Raw genomic sequence first — 21,589 nt, 5'->3', positions numbered from 1 at the left:
GCTCACAGCCACGCCCATTAATGAGCACAGTAATGTTACTTCTGGGCCCATTAGTGATGTTATTAACCTGTATTATTGAGCCTCCAGCAGGTATGAGTGTAGCTGCACTTCGTACCGCAGGCCTTGCATTTTGGATGGCTTCTTGGTGGGTCAGTGAAGTTGTGCCAATTCCTGCGACATCATTATTGCCACTTGTAATATCACCTCTTGCTGATATTGCAGCAATCAAAGGGGTCGCGTCACCGTATGCACACCCTTTGATCTTTTTATTCTTAGGCGGCTTTTTGATCTCAATCGCGATGGAGCGTTGGGGTTTACACAAGCGTATTGCACTTAACACTATGCTTCGTGCCGGAACTAAACCTAGCCTGCAAATTTTAGCCATGATGTTAGTAACAGCATTCTTATCAATGTGGATGTCAAATACTGCAACAGCAGTAATGATGCTACCTATTGCTATGTCGATTACTATGTTGGTTAAACAGTCTAACCCTGACAATGACCAATTTGGTAAAGCATTGTTATTATCAATCGCTTATGGCGCAAGTATCGGTGGTATTGCAACGCTAATTGGTACGCCACCAAATGCACTTATGGCTGCGTATTTATCAGATAGCTATAAGATTGATATTGGCTTTGCCGAATGGATGAAAGTAGGTGTACCACTTGCGACTGTTATGCTTATTTTATGCTGGGTTTGGTTAACTAAATTTGCTTATAAAGTAGATACACAATGTGCAAAAGCAGCGAGTAAAGATACTAAATCGCTATTTTTATCACAGTTACAAGAGCTCGGTGCTATGCAGCGTGCAGAAAAAGGTGTAGCAATAGTATTTGTTTTGGCAGCTGTTTGTTGGATCTTCAGACCGTTACTGGCTGATCTTTCTGGCTTAAAAATTTCTGACACCGGTATAGCAATCGCAGCAGCCTTATTATTATTTGTGTTACCAGCGAACAAAGGTGATGGTGAGCGTATTCTTGACTGGGAAAGCGCAGCTAGAGTGCCATGGGGTGTGTTACTTCTATTCGGTGGTGGTTTAACACTGGCTGCACAAATCAAATCATCAGGCCTTGCGGAATACATTGCCCATATGATTGAAGGGGCAAGTGCAATTCCATTGGTTTTAAGTGTACTAGCAGTGGCTACCTTAATTACCTTCTTAACTGAGATCACTAGTAACACAGCAACAGCAGCAGGTTTCTTACCACTATTAGGCCCGGTAGCTGAATCTGTATTTGGTACGCCGCTTGTGTGGGTTATTCCGGCAGCGATTGCGTGTAGTTGTGCGTTTATGATGCCAGTTGCGACACCGCCTAATGCGATTGTTTTTGGCTCTGGGCAAATTCAAATGCGCGATATGATCCGTTCTGGTTTTGCGCTGAATATTATTGCGATTGTTATGATCACTCTTGTCACAATGACAATTGCAGGAGCAGTATTTGGTTTTTAATAACTAAATTATCTTCTCAACCATTTTCCAACCACCGACAGCGCTCCTAGTGAGCGCTGTTTTTTTTGATACGACTAATGTTGCCCATACATGCATTGCTGGTTATAGTTGATAAAATCGCTTTGAAAGAGATGACGTTTTGACTGACACAGATGTACCTTTGCAAATACAATTTAAACAACTTGATGAGGCATTTTTAGCTCAGCCTTATTTACCTATCGCCAGTCGTATTAAGCTGTTAAAACAAATTAAAACTCGGCTTATTGAAAATGAACAAGCATTGGTCGCTGCAACGAGTAAAGATTTTGGTTATCGTACTTCCTTTGATACCGTACTTGGTGATTTATTACCGACGGTTAAAACAATTAGCGACATAATTAAACGTTTACCTAAATGGTCACGTAACGAAAAGCGTGCAGTTGGTATTAGTTTATGGCCTTCAAATGCACATATTCAGTACCAGCCAAAAGGTGTCGTAGGTGTTATAGCACCGTGGAATTATCCTATTCAATTATCTTTAGTACCTGTGATAAGTGCCTTAGCAGCAGGTAATCGGGTAATGTTAAAGGTTAGTGAGTTTACACCCCACACTAACCAGGTAATCAAATCAATAATGACTGATGAGTTAGCACAACACTGCGTTGTTGTTGAGGGAGATGCCCAAGTAGCCGCAAATTTTTGTGATATCCCATTTGCTCATTTGTTATTTACAGGTTCAACTTCTGTTGGTCGTAAAGTCATGCAAGCAGCAAGTAAGCATTTGACACCTGTTACTTTAGAGCTTGGCGGAAAATCACCCGTTGTTATTCTCGATGACGTAAGTATTAAGATGGCGGCAAAAACACTGTTATTTGGAAAGCTCAACAATGCAGGCCAAATATGTGTTGCCCCAGACTATGTATTTGTACCTAAAAAGCTTGAGCACCAGTTGGTATTGCAGCTATGTGAACTGTATAAAAAAGTTTATAAGCAAGGTGTTGAGGGCAAAAACTTAACTTCAATAATATCAGATGCTCAGTATCAACGTTTAAAGTCATACCTACACGATGCAGAGCAAAAGGGGGCGCAACTGTTTAGCCCACTTGATGATGATCAACATGATGACTTAAAACATCGTATGGGTTTGCATTTAATCACACAAGTGAATGACGATATGCAAGTTATGAAGGATGAAATTTTTGGCCCTCTGTTACCAATTATGACCTACGAAACAGAGCAGCAAGTCATAGATTACATCAATCACCGCTCTCAACCTTTAGCCCTGTATATTTTTGGCCATAATAAAGAACAAATCAAAAGAGTCAGTCAATCTATTCGCAGTGGAACTTTAGCAATTAATGATTTACTTATGCAGGTGACAGCTGATCAATTACCGTTTGGCGGAATAGGTGAGTCTGGAATGGGTAATTACCACGGTATTGAAGGGTTTAAAACTTTCAGTCATGCGCGCAATACTTTGGTTTCGGGTAAATTCAACCCACGCACACACTTGTTATTAAAGCAGAATAAGTGGCTTATTAAGATATTAAAATGGATGTACTTGCGCCCTTAGGCGCAAGTACAAAACATTTAAAGCTCATTTTTAGCTAACTGGTTATCACTGAATTAAGCAAGTAGTTACGCTTATAAGCGGCCATCAGGGGCATATAAACCTGCCTGAATTTTTGCGTAAATTGCATCAGCTTTTTCTTTTGCGGCTTCAATTTCTGCAGGTAACATACTGCGTTCATCAAGCTTGCGGCTATGGCTTGCATCCATGTTGCCGTTGTATTCAGCAATGGTATTCCAAATATAAGATTTCTCTAGGTTTTTTGGAACGCCAAGGCCTTCATAGTACATCAGAGCCATATTAAACTGGGCAAGTGTAAAATTATTCGCTGCCGCCTTTTGATACCAGCTAAGTGCAGTGCGGTAATCTTGTAATACACCTTCACCATTTGCATACATAACACCTAGGTTATATTGAGCTGCGGGGTGATTCTTCTTAGCTGCCATCTCAAACAGCGAAATAGCTTTTTCTTTGTCGAGTTTTACACCTTTGCCTTCTTGGTAAAGAACTCCAAGTGCAAACATCGAATCAGCGTGAACTTTTTTTACGGCTTGTTGATAAAGCTCAGCTGCTTTTTGGTAGTTACGCTGTACACCAAAACCACCTTCGTACATTTTAGCAAGTTCATACATTGCCGGTGCAAAGCCCCGATCTGCTAAATAGTTGTATTCTTTTAATGCTTCTTCAAAGCGACCTTCATTAGCCGCCAATTGAGCATCTTCTAGGCTAGCATGTACAAAAGGTGAGAGGATTAATGCGCTAGTAAGCAATAGTGATTTCAAGTTAGGCTTGATCATTGTCTGCCTCCAAATGTGTGTTAGTTATCAACAGCTACAAACTTAGATATTGATAAATGCATTGCCAAACTCGCAAAAGGGCAAAACATTATTTTTAGTTTAGACCCAACAGTATTAAATGCCCAATTTGAAGGCAATAGCAAGTACATAATTAAAAAAGTAGACACAAGATACAGATTTTACAGAAAAATTAAAGAAATAAAAAAAGCCCATGATGGGCTTTTTAGTGTCATATCTACCGTCACCGATATGAGCAATGTAGCAAGTAAAGTGTAACGTTTTATGTCGCTGCTTGGGTCGAGGAAGCCGCAAACAATCAAGTGTTAAATCTTGAACAAATCCAGAAAAACACCATCAAAGCCTTATAGGCATTGATATTGTTGTGAGATTAATAGCCTGCCTGAACTTGTTGATAACGATTATTACTTAGATTAACGTGGGCGTCAACACTTAAATGATAATTAATTTCATTTAGAGGGTCTTGCTGATTATTTATTCTCAGTGTTAACTTAATAAGGTACTAATTAAAATTAGATTAATAAATTGAGTATGATGAAAAAAATAGCAAAGTGTTTAGTCACATTGAGTTTACTTTTGGCAGTTGCTGGTTGTTCTCCTAGCTTCACTTATAACAATTTAGGTTGGCTGTCAGGATTCTGGATTGATGATTATGTTGACTTAAACAATGAGCAAGCTGAAAAGTTTGAACATATAGTTAAAACCAGCCGTGATTGGCATCGAGAGACTCAACTACCTCTTTATAAACATGACTTAGAAAGTTTAAAAGTAATGTTAGAAACTGACGTTAATCACGCTCAATTAAAACAGCATTTCAGCCAAGCAAAGCAACATTGGCAAACTCTAGTTGATAAGCTAGAACCAGAATTGATCGATTTAGCAAACGCATTGAGTTATGAACAACGAGTTGAATTTGTAGCGGCACTACAAGATAAAATTAATGAAGAATATTTAGAGCATCAAGAAAAATCTGCTGAGCAGCACAAACAAGAACGTCTAGATGAAAATCTTGAAAACTATAATGAGTGGTTTGGCACAAAGTTATCAGCTGAACAAAAAGCACTGATCGAATCAGCATCTAACACTCGCATTAGTACATTTTTACTTTGGATGCAGTACAAACAAAAGCGCTTAGATGCTTTAAAATCTTTGTTTATGCAAAAAACTAAGCCTGCGGATTTTGATCAACAGTTAGCGGTGATCATTAATAATCGTTTGGCTTTTATGAGTGATGAATTAATCAAAGCTGACGATAAAAATCTAGATGACTACGTAACCTTACTGCTTGCCTTAAAACCAACTCTTACAGACAAACAGCGTCGAAATGTTCGTGAAGAGCTTGATGATCTAATCGATGATGTTACAGATTTAATGAATGACTAAATAATCACGCCTCGCTCATAGTCGTAATTTTAATAAATAACTTTCTAGCTTGCGGTTAGTAAATACGCCGCAGGTCAACTTCTTGTTGCCTAAGGAATGGTTTAATAAAACATGAAACACCTTGTAAAATTTTTAGTTATTGCTGTAACGGCATTATTTTTTGTATCTCATGAAACCTTGGCTAACGAAAAGTTTGGGTCAGAAATAGAGTTAAGTAATCAAATTGAACACTCTTTGCATAACGAATCTCTAATAGGCGTTGTTTGGTCAACAGTGAGTGCAAATAAAATTGCGCAAGGTGCAAAAGGCTATGCAGACTTTACGAATTTAAAACCTATGACGACAGCTAATAAGGTGCAAACAGGCTCTATCGTTAAAACACTTATTGCTACTGGGGTGTTGCATCTTGTAACAGATAAAAAACTCTCCTTGGATATCCCGGTTACTGAAATATTACCAGATATTGGCTTGCAAAATCCTTGGGCCTTGAACACACCAGTTCGGGTTAGACATTTACTTGATCATACGTCAGGGCTTGAAGACATTCGGCTTTGGCAATTATTAACGACACAAGCAAAGCCTGATACGGCTCTAAAAGAAACCTTTACTGAAAGTCAGTTGCGTATTAGAAATCGCCCCGGAAGCCGCTTATCCTATTCTAATCTTGGTTATGCAATTTTAGCTATGGTGATTGAAGCCGTTGTTAAAGAGCGCTATGAATCTTACTTAGATAAACACTTGCTTGAACCGCTGGGTATGCACATGAGTACATTTAATTTTGTTTCTCAAGTCGGGCAGTTTAGCGATCCTGCGCTTGCTATGGGCCATTTTGAAAATGGCGTTAGCCAAGCCACGTTACCAATGTTTTTAAGACCGGCAGGGCAGTTCACAACGACAGCTTATGATATGGCTTTGTTTGCGCAGTTTTTAATGGGCGATGGCAAGATTAATGACCGCATATTTATTGAACCGACACTATTAACAAGCATGGGAAAGCCTTTTAAAACAGAAGCTGCCTTAAATAATTTAACTGATATCGGCTATGCGCTAGGGGTCACTACACGTGACCGACATAATGTGGTTGGCAAATGCCACAGTGGCTCTACTTTAGGTTACCGCACTAACTTTTGCTTTTTTCCTGAGCAAAAAAAAGCATTTTTTATCTCTTTTAATGCCGATGTAGAAACTGCAAATTACAAACAATTTGATAGCATGCTGATTAGCAACCTTGGTGTAAATAAGGCCGATGCAATAGCTCCATCAAAAGCGCAAGTAGCGCTTGATGATTGGCAAGGGTTTTACACGCTTTCCCCAAACAGAATGAAAAGATTTGCCTATTTTGATCGCCTACTTCATTTTGCAACAGTGAGCTCAAATGGCGAAACGCTAACACTGTCACCATTTCAGTCTCAGCAAAAAACCTTGCTAGCTACAGGCGGTAATTTGTTTCGTGAAGAAACAAAGCGATTTCCTTCACACACTCTGTATATTTCTGAAAATGGTCAACATATGATCAGTGATGGTTTTCGAACATATGAACAAACCAGTCTTTGGAAGTTACTGCCGATGTGGCTCAGCCTCGCCATCGGCGTAATCGCCATACTATGGATATTAGTATATGGCGCTATTTGCTTGGTTAAGGGGCAATTACGCTTGTCGTCACCTCTATTATTGCCTTTTACGGCGACGTTATTTCTTTTTGTACCGCTGCCTTTATTTTTAACTCAATCATTTTTAAATATTGGTGAGTTTACACTTGCCAGTGCATTGTTAGCATTAGCCACGACAATATTACCGTTTGCTATGACTTACGGGTTATGGCGTATTTTTGCTCATGAAAAGTTGAGTAAAATGAATTTGTTAAATAGTTTAGCAATGGTAGCTGCTTTGCAATGGTCACTCATTTTAGCACTTTGGGGTGTATTTCCCTTATTGCTTTGGAGCTAAAATGTTTAACAATTGTAGGTAAAAAAGTGCATTGTTATGCACTGTTTGGTAATAAAATGTTCCTAATTATGGTGAATCACGTTAAAATCTGCTTACTATAATTACGGCAGGAAATCTAATGGATATCGGCGCACTGAGAGGTACTCAGGCTTTACGAAATAACGTTCTGAAATGGATGGGATTTTGCTTGGGTGTGCTTGCTAGTATCTTTGCCGTTTTTAATTTACTTGTTACAAACATGATTTTATTAGGGGCACTTGAAGTTATTTTCGCCCTGTTCTGTTTTTATATTTTCTTTTATACACGAAATCACAATGGTCATCGCTGGCAATCCGTTACATTATGTATTTTTTTAACGGTTTTAATCACGCTCGGCACGTATTTAAGTAACATAAAAAGCGTGTTGTTTATTTGGACCTGTTCATTACCTATTTTGTTTTACTTGCTGTTAGGTAAACAAGTTGGTTTGTACCTTTCATTAATAGCCGCTGTCACTCAAGCCGCGATTCTATTAGCTAAACCTAGTTTAGAACCCCTTAATACTATTAATTTCTTACTTAATTTTTCTTTCACCTACATCAGTATTTGGGCGGTGTCTCATACCTTTGAAAACAGTCGTGCAGAGTATGGACAGCGGCTCGAAAACTTAGCTTTACTTGACCCGTTAACGGGGGCTGGTAATCGCTTAGCAATGACACACTATTTTGAAATTGAACAAACAAATAAACATGGTTTGTTTATCCTTATGTTAGACCTTGATTATTTTAAAAAAATTAATGATCACTATGGCCACGAAATGGGAGATCGCGTTTTAATTGAGGTGACTAGGTTTTTCAGACAAAGGATTACTAAAGGATATGTGTTTCGTATTGGTGGTGAAGAGTTTGCTATTTTTTTACCAAAAAGCGACCCTCAAGGTGCATTAGATTTTGCACAAGAATTAAGGGAGCAGTTAGCATCGACAATTCACAATATTGACGAGCAAGCGATCAACCTTACTGTGAGTATAGGTGTTGCTTGCTATACACCAAATCAAACCCTAAAAAGCTTTATAAAACGAGCTGACGATGCACTTTATCAAGCTAAACAGCAAGGCCGAAATAGAGTCGTAACGGCTTATGAGTTAAACCAACAATTAACCCGGTGTAATAAAGCGAGCTAGCGCTATATAGACTTAACCCTTGTACATAGTGTCAAAATCAGGAATGTTCTCTTCCCATATTGGAATATCTTTGCCTATGTACTCGCGCATAGCATCAAAAAATAAACGTGTTCTTACTGGTAAGTCTCTGTGTGGGTAAACCGCGTACACGGCGCTGTAATCGAGTAATTCCATATCGGTTAAAATGGGCACTAAATCGCCGCGTTTTACTTCATCATCAAGAATAAATGCCGGGGCAAGAACATAAGCATTGCCTGAAATAGCTTTCATCAAAAGTACTTCAGCATCGTTTGCACGAAAGACACTTTTAATGTTTTGCTCAATAATATCGCCATCGACATTACGATAGCGAATACCACTAATGCGTTTACTTGGGCTTGAATAGCTCGCAGCAGGCAACTCTTTTAAATCTTCAACATGCTTTGGCATACCGTAAGTTTCGATAAACTCAGGTGAGGCTAAAAGTAACATACGGTTGCGGGCAATTTTTCGGGCAATGAATGATGAGTCTTTTGGCTCGCCAACGCGAAAAGCTAAATCATAACCTTCTGACACTAAATCAATTAGTCTGTCGTCTAAGCGAAGCTCCACTTCAACTTGCGGAAAGCGTTTTTGAAAGTCATTAATGACTGGCTGAATATATCGTTTGCCAATAATACTTGATGAGGTAATTTTTAACGTACCTCGGGGTTCTTGGTGGTAATTCTCTGCAAGTCTTACGGTATCTGATAGCAAATCTCTAAGTTCAGCTGCTTTTTTTACCATTTCAGCGCCAGCGGCAGTTAACGAAAAGGAACGCGTAGTTCGATTAAGTAAACGCACCCCTAATTCATCTTCAAGACGGCTAATTTGTTTTGATATGACTGAACGGTCTATATTTCTAGACTCTGCGGCTTTAGCAAATGAGCCTCGTTCAATCACTTCAAGTAACATTAATAAGCGGCTGGTGGTATCCATAGCAGTTCCTTAAACTTTATTGGTGCCATTCTGGCATTAATGAATTTAAAAATCTATCGTTTTTATCCTCTAATTAGTTCCGTAACATTGTCTCCAATCTATTAACAGGAGAGTCGTGATGAACAAATCTATTCTTGCAGTGGCAGTGACCATTGCGAGCTTAACGCTTGCAGGGTGTGGCACAGAAGCCAACCAAGCAGCGCAGCAACAGCATTTACAACCTATCGATGTAGCACAAGTACTTGTAAAGCCAGTACAAAATTGGCACACCTATACAACGCGTTTAGAAGCGCCACAAGAAGTTGCGCTAATGCCACGTGTTTCGGGTGTGATTGATAAAATTAACTTTAAAGAAGGTGACAGCGTTAAAGAAGGCGATTTGCTTTTCACCCTTGATGCTCGTCCTTTTGCTGCCGTGGTTGATAGCTTAAAAGCGCAAATCGAGAGCGCAAAGGCGGCACTTGAGCAAGCAAAAAGTGAAGCAAAACGAGCAGAGCGCTTAACTGAACGTAAAGCGATTTCTACTGAGCAAGCAGAGTCTCGTAAATCAACGCTAAGACAACGCGAAGCGCAATTGCTAGCTCTACAAGCTGAGCTTACTGCCGCTGAGCTTGATTTAGCATTTACCCAAGTGCGTTCGCCAATCGATGGCATTGTATCGCGTGCGAATATCACCAAAGGTAACAACGTGCTTGCTGGTCAAAGTGTGTTAACAAGCATTGTTTCAAACCAGCAAATGTATGCTTATTTTGATATTGATGAGCGCACGTGGAATCAGTCATTCGCTGATGTGACTGCGCAAAGCGAACAAGCGGTTGTGATGCAAAAAGTGGGTGAAACCAGCTTTAACTTTAATGGCAAAATCAACTTCATTGATAACCAAATTAATGAAACTACCGGTACTCTTCGTGTTCGTGCCGTTTTCGAAAACGATGAGCAACAACTGCGTGCAGGTTCATTTGCTCGTATTAAGCTTGCAGCCAATAAAGTAAGCGAAAAAGTAATCGTGCCAGAGCGTGCAATTGGGACAGATTTGAAGAACCGTTTTGTACTCACTGTCGGTGAAGGCAATGTTCTTGAATATAAATTAGTGACAGTTGGTGAGCGTTACGGCAGCCTACGAGCGATTACATCGGGCTTAAACGAAAACGATGTGATAGCCGTAAATGGCCCAGCGCGTGTTGGTCCTGGTATGCCTATTTCACCAAACACAGTCACTATAAATAGCGACGGAATTGCATTCACTCTTTCAAATAATCAATCTGATCTAGTCGCGAAGAAGTAGGGCAAAATGAAATTTTCACACTTTTTTATTCAGCGACCCATCTTTGCAGCGATGCTGTCGCTTATCTTTCTCATTGCAGGGGCAATCTCGTTATTTCAATTGCCAGTGAGTGAGTACCCAGAGGTAGTGCCGCCAACGGTTGTTGTGACAGCAAGTTACCCAGGTGCAAACCCAACGGTGATTGCTGAAACAGTGGCGACGCCACTTGAGCAAGAAATCAATGGTACTGAAAACATGTTGTATATGTTTTCGCAAGCAACCAGTGATGGTCGCATGACGTTAACGGTAACGTTTGCGTTAGGCACTGATTTAGACCGTGCACAAGTCCAAGTGCAAAACCGTGTAAACAGTGCGCTACCACGCTTACCGCAAGAAGTTCAGCGTTTAGGTGTTGTAGCCGAAAAATCATCACCAGATTTAACCATGGTGGTGCATTTATACTCACCAGAAAAAACGCATGATACAACTTACTTAGCGAACTATGCTGATTTGTATATCAAAGACCAAATTGCACGTCTTCCTGGTGTGGGTGATGTTCGTATGTTTGGTGGTGGTCAGTACTCGATGCGCGTTTGGCTAAACCCAGATGCACTCTCTGCACGTGATTTAACGGCAATGGATGTAGTAAACGCATTACGCGCGCAAAACCAACAAGTTGCAGCGGGTAGCTTAGGTGCGCAACCTACCTCGAAAAGTAATCAGTTTCAAATTCTGATGAACGTAAAAGGGCGCTTAAGCTCACAAGAAGAATTTGAAAATGTGATCATCAAAGTAGGTGAGCAAGGTCAGCTTACACGCCTAAGTGATGTAGCACGCCTTGAATTAGGCCAAGACACCTATGCACTAAGAGCAATGTTAGATGGTCAACCAGCCTTGGCTATGCCAGTGTTCCAACGCCCGGGTTCAAATGCTATTGAGCTTTCTGATCAAGTGCGTGAAACCATGAAAGTATTATCAAAAGACTTTCCAGCAGGTGTTGAATACGACATTGTTTATGACCCAACTATTTTCGTACGCGGCTCAATCGATGCTGTTATCAAAACGCTACTAGAAGCAATCGCGCTTGTGGTAATCGTTGTCGTGGTGTTCCTACAGACATGGCGTGCATCGGTAATCCCACTGATTGCAGTACCGGTGTCTTTGATTGGTACGTTTGCGGTTATGCAATGGTTAGGTGTATCGATTAATACCTTATCGTTATTCGGCTTGGTACTTGCCATTGGTATTGTTGTTGATGATGCCATCGTTGTGGTTGAAAACGTTGAGCGTAATATCGAGCAAGGTTTATCACCACTTGAAGCAACCCGAGTTGCGATGACCGAAGTAACAGGGCCGATTATCGCCATTGCACTTGTACTGTGTGCGGTATTTATTCCTACGGCTTTTATTACGGGTTTATCTGGTCAATTTTATAAGCAATTTGCATTAACCATTACTATTTCAACGGTTATCTCAGCGTTTAACTCGCTAACACTATCGCCTGCGTTATCGGCGTTACTATTAAAAGGTCATGATGCAAAACCAGACCGTTTAACTAAGTTATTAAACCGTGTATTCGGTAATTGGCTGTTTAAACCTTTTAACCGCTTGTTTGATAAAGGCGCTAATGGCTACGAAAAGCTGGTACAAAAACTAATTCGTATGAGTGTCATTGTATTAGTTGCTTATGTTGCACTTGTCGGTGGCACAGTTAAATTGTTTGATGCTGTACCGGGTGGTTTTATTCCACAGCAAGATAAGCAATATTTAGTGGCAGTTGCACAGTTGCCTGATGCGGCAAGCTTAGACAGAACCCAAGAAGTCGTGCAAGAAATGGAAAAAATTGCATTACAAGTACCGGGTGTTGCAAACACAGTATCGTTTCCTGGTCTATCGGTGAATGGTTTCACAAATAGTCCTAATAGCGGCATTGTATTTACTCCGCTTGCCCCTTTTGAAGAGCGTCAAGATCCGAGTATGTCGGCAATGGCAATTGCGGCTCAGTTAAATCAAAAGTTTGCCAGTATTGATGAAGCGTTTGTTGCGGTATTCCCGCCACCGCCAATTCAAGGTTTAGGTACAACAGGTGGCTTTAAACTACAAATTGAAGACCGTGCTAATAAAGGCTTTGAAGCACTCTTTAATAGCTTACAAGCAACCATTGCTAAAGCACAGCAAGACCCAGCATTAATGGGCCTCTACTCAAGCTTTAGAATTCAAGTGCCACAAATGGATATCGACATTGACCGTGAGCAAGCGCTTATCCAAGGTATTCCACTTGATGAAGTATTCAATGCCTTACAAGTGTACTTAGGTTCTATGTACGTGAATGACTTTAACTTGTTTGGTCGTACCTATCAGGTTAATGCACAAGCTGATGCTGATTACCGCCAAGATCCTGAGCAAATTTTGAATCTTAAAGTTCGTAACCGCATGGGTGAGATGGTGCCATTAGGCTCTGTGTTAACGGTCACACCAACAACAGGGCCAGATCGAGTGATGCACTATAACGGTTATCCTACAGCTGAATTAAATGGTAGCCCAGCACCAGGTTATAGCTCTGACCAAGCACAACATGCGATTGAAGCAATCCTTGCTGAGACATTACCAAATGGTATTGAGTTTGAGTGGACGGAAGTAACTTATCAGCAAATATTAGCGGGTAATACCATGGTGTATGTTTTCCCACTCGTTGTATTGCTTGTGTTCATGGTACTTGCGGCGCAATACGAGAGCTTAAGATTACCACTGGCTATTATTTTGATTGTGCCTATGACGATTTTCTCGGCCTTGTTAGGTGTGTGGTTTGTCGGTGATGACAACAACATCTTCACGCAAATCGCACTCATCGTACTGGTTGCACTAGCAAGTAAAAACGCCATCTTGATGGTTGAGTTTGCAAGAGATCAGCATAAAGGGGGGATGTCTCACCTTGAAGCTATCATCAAAGCGTGTCGCTTACGACTTCGCCCAATTTTAATGACATCAATTGCCTTTACGGCAGGTGTTGTACCACTTGTTTTAGCAACAGGTGCTGGTGCTGAGATGCGTCATGCCATGGGGAACGCAGTGTTCTCAGGCATGATTGGTGTAACTGTGTTCGGCTTATTGTTTACTCCGGTGTTTTATATGTTAGTTACTAAAAAATCGCAGAAGGAGCAACACGATGCATAAGCCTCTTCATGCACTCTTTAAACAAGGCAAACTAGTCAGTGCGATGCTGTTAGCCGGTGCACTGGCAGGCTGCGCACAAAGCGTCGATATGCAAGAGCAGCAAGTGAGCCTGACACAATTTGTTAGCGATACACAAATAGGTGCACAAAACGAAGGTGCGAGCGAAAATAACTGGTGGCGCCGTTTGGATTCGCCGCAGTTAAACAATTTAGTGACTGATGCATTAGCAATGAATCACGACCTAAAAACTAGCCAACTTCAACTTGATGCAGCCATTGCCCGTTTAGGTGCAGCCCGTACGGATTATTATCCGCAGGGCAGCCTAAGCATAGGCGCAGAGCGCAGTAGCTTAGATGGCGCAATTACCCGCCAATCAAACGCGGGGGTTAATGTTAATTGGCAACTTGATTTATTTGGTCGCATTACCGCGTTAGTCGATGCTGCTAATGCAGGTGCACTAAACCAAGCAGAGCAGTTAAGAGCATTACAGGTTGAAGTGGTTTCTGCTGTGGTGCAAGGCTATGTCAGCTATCAAGGTAATGTGCAAAAGCAAGCTATCATTGAGATGCAAATCGAAGCACTCGAGCAAAGTATTGATGTGCTCAAAGCGCGAGTAGAAGAGGGGGTTGCAAATGAGCTTGATCTTAACCGCACCCTCGCGCAGTTAAAGCAGCAACAAGCGCTTATTCCTGAGCTTAGTTACTTGCAATATCGCGACTTAGCAACCCTAGCGGTGCTAACCGGCCGACTTGCAAGCGACATAACATTGATTGAAGAGCCTGAATTATTAAGCCACGAGTTTAACGTGTCGTTTAGTAAAGCCAGCGAAGCAATGGCTCTCAGACCAGATATCACCAGTGCTTTATATCAGTTTAGTCAGGCCCATTCATTGAGTGTTGCAGCCTCAAAAGCACTTTTGCCAGATATTAGTCTGGCAGGGTTTGCAGGTGTGGTGAGTTTAACCAGCAATGGTTTAGAAGATACCGTGCAACAATGGCAAGTAACGCCAAAAGTTGAATGGTCATTGCTCAGCTATCCTGCATTATTAGCTCAGCGTGATGCACAGCAGTTTTTAAGTGAAGCCGCTTACAGTGACTATCAAAGTAAAGTATTAAAAGCGATTAGCGATAGTGAACTTAGTTTGCAAAGACTAGTCAAACAGCAGCAACAGTTAAATTATGCTGATCAGCGTTTTAATTATGCGAATAAAGCATTTGGTCAAGCTCAAGCAATGTATCAAGAAGGACAAATTCCTTACTTAGAGTTGTTAGATGCGAGACAGGATGTTTTAATAGCGCAAGAGAACGCTGTTGATTCAACAATTGCTTCATTGCAGGCCAAAGTAAGTGCTTATCAAGCGTTTAATGGTCGTTGGAGCTTTGAACTAAACAACCTTTAACCCAGAGTATTAAATGTCGCATATTCAACAAACTACAGATCTTCCGTCAACAATGCGCGCGCTAGCAGTGGTTGAGCCCAACGACGCAATTGCGTTAGCTGAGCTTTCTTTGCCAGTACCGAGCCCTGAAGGCAATGAGCTTTTGATAAAAGTTGAATATGTGGGCTTAAATCATGTTGATGCCAACTTTGCAAAACAAGGTTTTTGTAAGTGGCATTACCCGCATGTATTAGGTCATGATGCTGTTGGGGTGGTTGTTCAGGCAAATAAAGGTGTATTCCCTGGTGTAGGTGCACGCGTTGTATGGCATGCTAGCCTTGGTGATCAAGGTGTGTTATCTGAATACACCACGGTGCCTAATTATGCGGTATCGGTTGTGCCAGATAACGTATCACCTGCAGACGCTGCAACCTTACCTTGTTCAGGTATGACGGCATTAATTGCCCTTGATAAGTTGCAGCTGAGCGAAGGGGATTCACTGTTTATCGACGCAGGGGCAGGTGGCGTTGGCCAATTTGCTATTCAATTTGCTAAGCAACGTGGCGCAACCGTATTTACCACTGCCAGCAAACACAATCATAAGTTACTTAAGCAATTAGGTGCTGATGTGGTGTTTGATTACAAAGACCCAAAACTTGAAGATAAAATTCGCCGTGAATTAGGTCCTCAAGGCTTTGATGCGGTGCTTGATTGTATTGGTGGCGATACTACCATTCGTAACGTTGAGCTAATGCGCTTTTGTGGCCGTATTGCCTGTTTAAATGAGTTACCTAAGTTTGAACAAGAACTTATGTTTAGACGCGCACCAAATATTGGCATTGTATCGTTAGGTGGAGCGTGGCTTGCAAATAGCTTATGTGCGCAACAAAAGCTGAGTTTTATGGGTAACTTATTACTCGATAATGCAGCTCGTGGCGAGATCAAATTGCCGCAAATCCATGCCGTAGACTTTACCGCCGAGGCTGTTTCAGCGGCATTAAATAAACAACTTGCTGGTGGCTTTACCGGTAAACAAGTTGTGCAAGTAAGCGGTTAATTTTGCAAACTCACTGCCCAGTCATACTGTTTGATGGTCAGTGCAATCTGTGCCATTTTTGTGTTCGTTTTATTGTTCGCTTTGATAAGCAAATAACCTTTAAGTTATGCCCCATGCAAAGCGATAAAGGTGAGCGTTTATTAAAGGCTCACAAAGTTAAAGATCCACTTTCCTCAATGTTAGTCATTGATAAAAACCAGCTATACAAACAAAGTGACGCTGTGTTATTTATCGCAACACAATTAGGTTTTCCATTCTCTTTGGCTAACGTTTTCAAGCTACTGCCAAAAGGCTTTCGCGATCGTATGTATGATTGGCTTGGCCGTAATCGTTATCGGTTTTTTGGTCAACAAACACAATGTAAGTTACTGACCAAAAAACAAAAGCAGCATTTTTTATAAACATTTAAAGTAAAGCTTGCTATTCTCGTTATTGGGAACAAATAACAATAATAACAATATGAACATTCTCTTTCTAATTTTAAGCACGGTTTACATTGCTTTACTGATCTTACAACCAGCATGGCCTCAGCCTTTACTAGCGCTTTTTAAAACCTTACCAATCGGTATATTGATTGTGATGGTATTAAAAGCACGCAGTCAGTTACAAAATCGCACTTTTATTACTTTATTGTTTGCACTTATTTTTTCCGCACTAGGTGATGTGCTACTTGCCATCGATAGTGGGCAGTTGTTTATTAGCGGTTTAGCAGCATTCTTTGTAAGTCACGCTTTTTATATTATTACCATGTTGCCAATTAAAAATTGGCGACTAGACGTTGTACTCCTTTATCTATTTTTGGCCATCATTGTTTTTTGCTTATTCTATCCAAACTTAAATGACATGCTCATTCCCGTGCTTTTCTATATGTTGGTGCTCACTATAATGGCAAGCCTAACTTGGATGACAGATAAATCGAACGGTTTATTAGTGCTAGGTGGCGCAGTGTTTGTTGTATCAGACTCTGTACTTGGCCTAAACCGCTTTTATTTTGAAATAATACATGCAGATATCGCAATCATGTGTAGTTATTATTTAGCGCAATTTTGTTTGATTAAAGGTTTTTTGCAGGCAACGAGTAAACATAAATAGCCGCAGTGGCTCAGTGTTGATTGCCGTGATAAAATGCGCGCGTTTTAATTTTCGAGATTTCCCATGGCAAATACAGCGCACGCACTGCACATTCTTGTTAAGCACAAAGAACAAGCTGAAGACATTATCAAGCAACTTAAAAAGGGTGCTAAATTTCAGACGCTAGCTAAAAAATATTCAACCTGTCCGTCGGGTAAAAAAGGCGGCGATTTGGGTGAATTTAGACGCGGTCAAATGGTGCCACAGTTTGACAAAGTAGCTTTCAGCGGCGAAATCTTAGAGCCACATTTAGTGAAAACGCGCTTTGGTTGGCATGTAATCAAAGTGCTATACAGAACGTAAAGCCAAAACCTGCCTAAATAGTGTAAGACATGTTGTTAGTCTTAAATATTTACCAATAGTGAGTTGAAGCCTGTGGTTTTAAATCATTTTTGGACAAAAACACGTTAGAGTATTTAATCAGTAACGCCCGCATAAACGGCAGCCGAAGCGAAGCGTAGGCTGTCCAGTGGAGGCCGCGCTTTTTGCGGCCGGAACGTGTTTGATGTGCTTGTTATACCTTTTACGCATTTGGAATTTTGACCAGTAAATCAGTAACACCAACCTCAACACCTGCTTGGCTAAGAAGAGTGGAAGCTTGCCCACGGTGGTGAGTTTGATGATTGAAAAAATGCTGAATAAGGTGACCAAATTTTTTGTTAAACGGCTCACCTTTGGTATTGCTATACGACAGATTCGATTCCAATGCTTCGTCTGTAAGTTCATGTGCAAAATCTCGGATAACCTCATCCATTTTGATTCGCGCACTCTCAAGATTTTTAAATTCAGGGTACAAAATGGCGCCCAAGGCTTTTGGGGTATTAAGATCCCGAACGTAATCAAGAGTTTTCAATTTTGATGGGTGATCAGCAAATCGCTTGAGCCAGATTATGTCTCCAACGAGAATGTGATTAAGCGTGCCGATGATTGATCCAAAAAATGCTCCTCGATCTTTAGATAGATCATCGGCGTTCAATTTGGATGCGGCTAGATAGATGCTTTTATTCATCCACTGATTGTAATCTGCCATCAGCTCAAAATTTGATTTTAATGACATGACTTTCCTTTAGGTATAACGCCCGGTTAATGGGCAAAATTTAGTTGGCTATAATTGTAAGCGGAGCGAAACCAGCCAACTGAATTTTGTCCACTTTAAACCGTTTGTTAAGTGCTAAAAGCGCCTATATGGAATATTTGAAAGAATTATATTAACTTGATTTATTAGCCCTAAATTTTGAAGAAACAATTGAAGACCTTGAACGACAACATCTCGGTTTTTACATGGACCCACATAGATTTCTTTTATAGCTTCAATCGGAAAGCTTTGCTTCAAGTATGGAATAAATATGTTTTTGTTTGTTCTAAACTGAACATTTTCTTTTGAAAAGAATTCTATTGCAGGGAAGCCAGAACCGTCATTGATACTTATCCTTTCAAATTTATTGTGAGCATAAGTGAAAACTCTAACTTCTTTTTCTTCAATAAAGTGACTATTTTTACAACGGAAACTATAGAAAAGAAACTCCAGGAACGTATTATAGAAAACATCCCTACCCATTTTTTCAAAGTGTAGGTCTATGCCCTTACAACAACCATCAGCTATTACTTCAGCTTGCCTTAGCTTTTCAGATTCGTCATAAATACAATCATCAAAACGTCTTATATTGCCTGTCGGATTATGACCGCAGATACTTTTTTGCAATAACTCTTTATCAAAGCCAATAGAAAAGCCTCCATCTTGCGGGCAATAGCTTCTCCACTGTGACAGTAAATCAGGTTCGGAAGAGAATGAGCAAGAAAACACTAAGCTACTTGAAACATGATCCGTAATTTCACTGAGTATTTGTTTAGATCTTTCTGTAAAGTTGTTCTGTTCGACTACTTTGCCAATATTCTTGTTTAGAAGATCAAAACCTTCATGAAATTCCATTTCATCATTTAAAAATGAGTGACCTGTGAGCCATATTTCTTTGTTTTCGATTATGGACTTTAAAGCATTTGCATCAGAATAATGATAAATCAGTTTTGACAACGATACTCTCCATAGCACTTAACGCCCGCATAAGGGGCTGATAATAGCTTGCTAAACTGTGTAGCGGAGCGGAACCGAGCAAGCTGTTAGCAGTCCCTTCACTTAATGCGCTTGTTAGGTTACCAATGCTCCAAACAATGTAAACCTACTTTACTTGCACAAGACTCAATGAATGACTTAACAGTTAAATCTTGTAGATAGAAAATATTAGTGTCGTCATAACCTTCAAAGTAAACAGCGTTAAGCTCTGGCAGAAGAGTTTTATACATTCCCATATCTGTTTGCCTTATGTAGGAACTTTGCGCTTGTTTTGATACAAAAGATTTAAACTTGGGTTTATCGCCATTCATCCCACGAAAGCGAAATGTCAAAACCTCAGTTTTTTCCAATAATAACTGGTTAAACTCATCAAATATTGAAGTTCTGCGCTCAATTTCGTTTCTATCAAGATCAGCTAACAAATCCATTGACTCTTCGCGTGTAAGCCAATGATCAAAAATGGAAACAGCTAGATACGTATATTCTGTAGTTTCATTAACTTGAACTAAGTCAATAAGGTTTGGAAATTGGGCTTCCAATTCCTTTTGTCGTTGTTTGCTCACATTTAAGAATCTGCGCATGACTTCCTGGGTAACCTAACGCCCCAATCAGGGGCTTTTAAATGTTGGCTAAAATGTGAAGCGAAGCGGAACCGAGCCAACGGTTAAAAGTCCCTGCCTGCATTGGCTTGTTAGGTGTTACCTACGCTAGACCACTTAATATCAGTGATGTCATCGGTTTCTTCTAGAATTTGTCGAACTGCATCTATTAAAGGCTTAGCTAATTCGAGAGGTGCCTTATTTCTACCGAAAAAACCTTTGGCATATGGCTCAAGAAAGCATTGCCACTCTGTCTGCGAACCTTCTACGTTGCCACAACATAATCTATATTCGTTGTCACCCAAAAAGTGTTCCACATACCAGCCCCAATCTTCATTCTCAGGGTAAGAAGTAACGATACCTTTTTGAGCTAATTTTTTACTAATCCAAAAAGCCAGTTCTGCCCCATAAACCTCAGGGTTAACCTGAGAGTCATCTGGTAAAAAGGGTTTGAACATATTGGACTTAAAACTTACTGACGTATCCATACGTAACACCTAACGCCCGCATAAGGGGCTGATTAATGTTTGGCTAAAATGTGAAGCGGAGCGGAACCGAGCCAAACTTTAGCAGTCCCGTGCTTAATGCGCTTGTTATGTGCTAATTGGCTAAGCCTGCTTTAAAGTTTGATAAAACTTTCTTCTTTAACTTGCTATCATCTAAAAAGTTAAGAAAGCTCGCCTTTATTTTGATTTTATCTTTATAGCTTTGATTCAATTTTTTTATTTTACCTTTATCAGTCTGTTGATAGGAATGTCCAAATTCGTTTAAAAAGCATATAGATAGAAGGTGTGTACACCGAAGTATATTTAAGGTTTTATCTTTATCATCATTGTCAATTTTAGAAAAATACTCGATGACTCGTCTAAGCGGATCGTAACTGTGTTTTAACTTAGGAACAAAATCATCAAATTCAATAACTTTGTTGTTACTTACTACCCATCCGCTAAATCCTTTAAGTTCATTACGGTAAAAGTGGTTCGAATCATCATCTTGCTTATACCCCAATTCAGTTAATAAGTTGGATTCACAAAAAATATTTTTAAATGTTTTTACATAAAGTAAAAAAGTAATATCTTCTTCATCTGCAACCGTTGAGTCCATAGATAATAAGTCTTCTTCTGTTTTTATGCAGAAGTGAATTAAAACAAGAAACCTATATATGAAGCTGTTGAGGTAGTATTGGTTTGTCTGGAACCACTCTTTCTCACTAATGTTATGGTAACCCTTAGAAATATTTTTATTAAAATTAAACATCCTGTAGTTAAACTCCTCTGCGGCATTTAACAAAGGTACTTTTGTTTTCACAATCTCTTCTTTTAGTAATTTCTTTTGTTCGAATTTATATTCTTTTTGAAGTTTGTAATTTAATGAATAATTTTCATGGAAGACTTTAAACAACCAACCTAGTCCAAATATAAAAAGAGAAGTAATAGCTGAAACGATGGCTGCTTGAAGTTTTACATCTAATTCTAAAAAGTTCACTTGTATTCCTTTACTCGATTCTTGCCAACTACTGAAAGCACATAACATTTTAGTATTTATGCGACACGCAGTTTGTGTTGCATAATCGCTTGTTGGACTGAGGCGCTACCTGCTCGGTGTGTCAGAGTTGGTGCTATTTATGCTATGGGAATTTGCTTTTTAGAGG

At 40.1% G+C, this 21,589-nt stretch carries 19 protein-coding genes; 12 read left to right on the top strand and 7 right to left on the bottom strand.

Features of this window, described 5'->3' with window-relative positions; genetic code table 11:
* Window positions 1-20: 20 nt before the first annotated feature.
* Together NH454_RS19495 and NH454_RS19490 are read left to right on the top strand one after the other, a co-directional pair.
* The gene (locus NH454_RS19495) at window positions 21-1,451 is read left to right on the top strand and encodes an SLC13 family permease (RefSeq protein WP_235403882.1); all 1,431 of its coding nucleotides are present in this window, start codon (window positions 21-23) and stop codon (window positions 1,449-1,451) included.
* 139 nt (window positions 1,452-1,590) lie between these two features.
* The gene (locus NH454_RS19490; protein WP_253040012.1) at window positions 1,591-3,003 is read left to right on the top strand and encodes a coniferyl aldehyde dehydrogenase; all 1,413 of its coding nucleotides are present in this window, start codon (window positions 1,591-1,593) and stop codon (window positions 3,001-3,003) included.
* Window positions 3,004-3,074: 71 nt separating this feature from the next.
* On the opposite strand, the gene NH454_RS19485 is transcribed toward NH454_RS19490, so the two are convergent.
* Complete coding sequence (locus NH454_RS19485) at window positions 3,075-3,797, bottom strand: tetratricopeptide repeat protein (protein WP_135926527.1); 723 nt, start codon at window positions 3,795-3,797, stop codon at window positions 3,075-3,077.
* A 552-nt stretch (window positions 3,798-4,349) separates the two neighbouring features.
* Between NH454_RS19485 and NH454_RS19480 the strand changes: the two genes are divergently transcribed.
* The 3 genes from NH454_RS19480 (at window position 4,350) to NH454_RS19470 (ending at window position 8,307) form a co-directional block, all read left to right on the top strand.
* The gene (locus NH454_RS19480) at window positions 4,350-5,198 is read left to right on the top strand and encodes a DUF6279 family lipoprotein (RefSeq protein WP_253040011.1); all 849 of its coding nucleotides are present in this window, start codon (window positions 4,350-4,352) and stop codon (window positions 5,196-5,198) included.
* Between the two features lie 111 nt (window positions 5,199-5,309).
* Window positions 5,310-7,145 carry a serine hydrolase domain-containing protein gene (locus NH454_RS19475; protein WP_253040010.1) on the top strand — a complete coding sequence of 612 codons (1,836 nt, stop codon included), beginning with the start codon at window positions 5,310-5,312 and terminating at the stop codon, window positions 7,143-7,145.
* Between the two features lie 118 nt (window positions 7,146-7,263).
* Window positions 7,264-8,307: a GGDEF domain-containing protein gene (locus NH454_RS19470; RefSeq protein WP_253040009.1), complete on the top strand. Its 1,044-nt coding sequence runs from the start codon at window positions 7,264-7,266 to the stop codon at window positions 8,305-8,307.
* 12 nt (window positions 8,308-8,319) lie between these two features.
* Here NH454_RS19470 and NH454_RS19465 read toward each other — a convergent pair whose 3' ends face one another.
* On the bottom strand, window positions 8,320-9,264 hold the full coding sequence (locus tag NH454_RS19465; protein WP_253040008.1) for a LysR family transcriptional regulator: 945 nt from the start codon (window positions 9,262-9,264) through the stop codon (window positions 8,320-8,322).
* Window positions 9,265-9,382: 118 nt separating this feature from the next.
* Here NH454_RS19465 and NH454_RS19460 point away from each other — a divergent pair, with 118 nt between their 5' ends.
* From NH454_RS19460 to ppiC, 7 genes are all read left to right on the top strand, one after another.
* On the top strand, window positions 9,383-10,549 hold the full coding sequence (locus tag NH454_RS19460) for an efflux RND transporter periplasmic adaptor subunit (protein WP_135926532.1): 1,167 nt from the start codon (window positions 9,383-9,385) through the stop codon (window positions 10,547-10,549).
* Between the two features lie 6 nt (window positions 10,550-10,555).
* Complete coding sequence (locus NH454_RS19455; RefSeq protein WP_135926533.1) at window positions 10,556-13,702, top strand: multidrug efflux RND transporter permease subunit; 3,147 nt, start codon at window positions 10,556-10,558, stop codon at window positions 13,700-13,702.
* The gene (locus NH454_RS19450; protein WP_253040007.1) at window positions 13,695-15,101 is read left to right on the top strand and encodes a TolC family protein; all 1,407 of its coding nucleotides are present in this window, start codon (window positions 13,695-13,697) and stop codon (window positions 15,099-15,101) included. The genes NH454_RS19455 and NH454_RS19450 overlap by 8 nt, the downstream gene beginning before the upstream one ends.
* 13 nt (window positions 15,102-15,114) lie before the next feature.
* Entirely contained in the window at window positions 15,115-16,137 is a 1,023-nt protein-coding gene (locus tag NH454_RS19445; RefSeq protein WP_135926535.1) for a zinc-binding dehydrogenase, read from the top strand.
* A gap of 2 nt (window positions 16,138-16,139) precedes the next feature.
* Window positions 16,140-16,538, top strand: a complete 399-nt coding sequence (locus tag NH454_RS19440; protein ID WP_253040006.1) for a DCC1-like thiol-disulfide oxidoreductase family protein — start codon at window positions 16,140-16,142, stop codon at window positions 16,536-16,538.
* A gap of 58 nt (window positions 16,539-16,596) precedes the next feature.
* Window positions 16,597-17,229 (top strand): lysoplasmalogenase, encoded by a 633-nt coding sequence (locus NH454_RS19435; RefSeq protein ID WP_253040005.1) that lies wholly within the window; start codon window positions 16,597-16,599, stop codon window positions 17,227-17,229.
* Between the two features lie 63 nt (window positions 17,230-17,292).
* Window positions 17,293-17,571, top strand: coding sequence for a peptidylprolyl isomerase PpiC (gene ppiC, locus NH454_RS19430; RefSeq protein ID WP_054552145.1), 279 nt, complete (start codon window positions 17,293-17,295; stop codon window positions 17,569-17,571).
* A gap of 220 nt (window positions 17,572-17,791) precedes the next feature.
* On the opposite strand, the gene NH454_RS19425 is transcribed toward ppiC, so the two are convergent.
* The 5 genes from NH454_RS19425 to NH454_RS19405 form a co-directional block, all read right to left on the bottom strand.
* Window positions 17,792-18,325 carry a DinB family protein gene (locus NH454_RS19425; RefSeq protein ID WP_253040004.1) on the bottom strand — a complete coding sequence of 178 codons (534 nt, stop codon included), beginning with the start codon at window positions 18,323-18,325 and terminating at the stop codon, window positions 17,792-17,794.
* A gap of 114 nt (window positions 18,326-18,439) precedes the next feature.
* Window positions 18,440-19,300: a DUF2971 domain-containing protein gene (locus tag NH454_RS19420; protein WP_253040002.1), complete on the bottom strand. Its 861-nt coding sequence runs from the start codon at window positions 19,298-19,300 to the stop codon at window positions 18,440-18,442.
* A gap of 119 nt (window positions 19,301-19,419) precedes the next feature.
* Window positions 19,420-19,920 (bottom strand): hypothetical protein, encoded by a 501-nt coding sequence (locus NH454_RS19415; protein ID WP_253040000.1) that lies wholly within the window; start codon window positions 19,918-19,920, stop codon window positions 19,420-19,422.
* A gap of 110 nt (window positions 19,921-20,030) precedes the next feature.
* Window positions 20,031-20,426 (bottom strand): hypothetical protein, encoded by a 396-nt coding sequence (locus tag NH454_RS19410; RefSeq protein WP_253039998.1) that lies wholly within the window; start codon window positions 20,424-20,426, stop codon window positions 20,031-20,033.
* 112 nt (window positions 20,427-20,538) lie between these two features.
* Window positions 20,539-21,423: a hypothetical protein gene (locus NH454_RS19405; RefSeq protein ID WP_253039996.1), complete on the bottom strand. Its 885-nt coding sequence runs from the start codon at window positions 21,421-21,423 to the stop codon at window positions 20,539-20,541.
* Window positions 21,424-21,589: the final 166 nt, after the last annotated feature.

This window comes from Pseudoalteromonas sp. Ps84H-4 (assembly GCF_024124645.1).
In the GTDB taxonomy this organism is placed as follows: Bacteria; Pseudomonadota; Gammaproteobacteria; order Enterobacterales; family Alteromonadaceae; genus Pseudoalteromonas; species Pseudoalteromonas lipolytica_C.
Note: the sequence above shows the minus strand (reverse complement) of the source record. Positions and strands in the feature narration are given on the sequence as shown.

Coding starts and splice junctions, on each gene's coding strand:
- NH454_RS19495 (WP_235403882.1), top strand. CDS start 21: ATGAGCACAGTAATGTTACTTCTGGGCCCATTAGTGATGTTATTAACC.
- NH454_RS19485 (WP_135926527.1), bottom strand. CDS start 3,797: ATGATCAAGCCTAACTTGAAATCACTATTGCTTACTAGCGCATTAATC.
- NH454_RS19480 (WP_253040011.1), top strand. CDS start 4,350: ATGAAAAAAATAGCAAAGTGTTTAGTCACATTGAGTTTACTTTTGGCA.
- NH454_RS19475 (WP_253040010.1), top strand. CDS start 5,310: ATGAAACACCTTGTAAAATTTTTAGTTATTGCTGTAACGGCATTATTT.
- NH454_RS19470 (WP_253040009.1), top strand. CDS start 7,264: ATGGATATCGGCGCACTGAGAGGTACTCAGGCTTTACGAAATAACGTT.
- NH454_RS19465 (WP_253040008.1), bottom strand. CDS start 9,264: ATGGATACCACCAGCCGCTTATTAATGTTACTTGAAGTGATTGAACGA.
- NH454_RS19460 (WP_135926532.1), top strand. CDS start 9,383: ATGAACAAATCTATTCTTGCAGTGGCAGTGACCATTGCGAGCTTAACG.
- NH454_RS19455 (WP_135926533.1), top strand. CDS start 10,556: ATGAAATTTTCACACTTTTTTATTCAGCGACCCATCTTTGCAGCGATG.
- NH454_RS19450 (WP_253040007.1), top strand. CDS start 13,695: ATGCATAAGCCTCTTCATGCACTCTTTAAACAAGGCAAACTAGTCAGT.
- NH454_RS19445 (WP_135926535.1), top strand. CDS start 15,115: ATGTCGCATATTCAACAAACTACAGATCTTCCGTCAACAATGCGCGCG.
- NH454_RS19435 (WP_253040005.1), top strand. CDS start 16,597: ATGAACATTCTCTTTCTAATTTTAAGCACGGTTTACATTGCTTTACTG.
- ppiC (WP_054552145.1), top strand. CDS start 17,293: ATGGCAAATACAGCGCACGCACTGCACATTCTTGTTAAGCACAAAGAA.
- NH454_RS19425 (WP_253040004.1), bottom strand. CDS start 18,325: ATGTCATTAAAATCAAATTTTGAGCTGATGGCAGATTACAATCAGTGG.
- NH454_RS19415 (WP_253040000.1), bottom strand. CDS start 19,920: ATGCGCAGATTCTTAAATGTGAGCAAACAACGACAAAAGGAATTGGAA.
- NH454_RS19410 (WP_253039998.1), bottom strand. CDS start 20,426: ATGGATACGTCAGTAAGTTTTAAGTCCAATATGTTCAAACCCTTTTTA.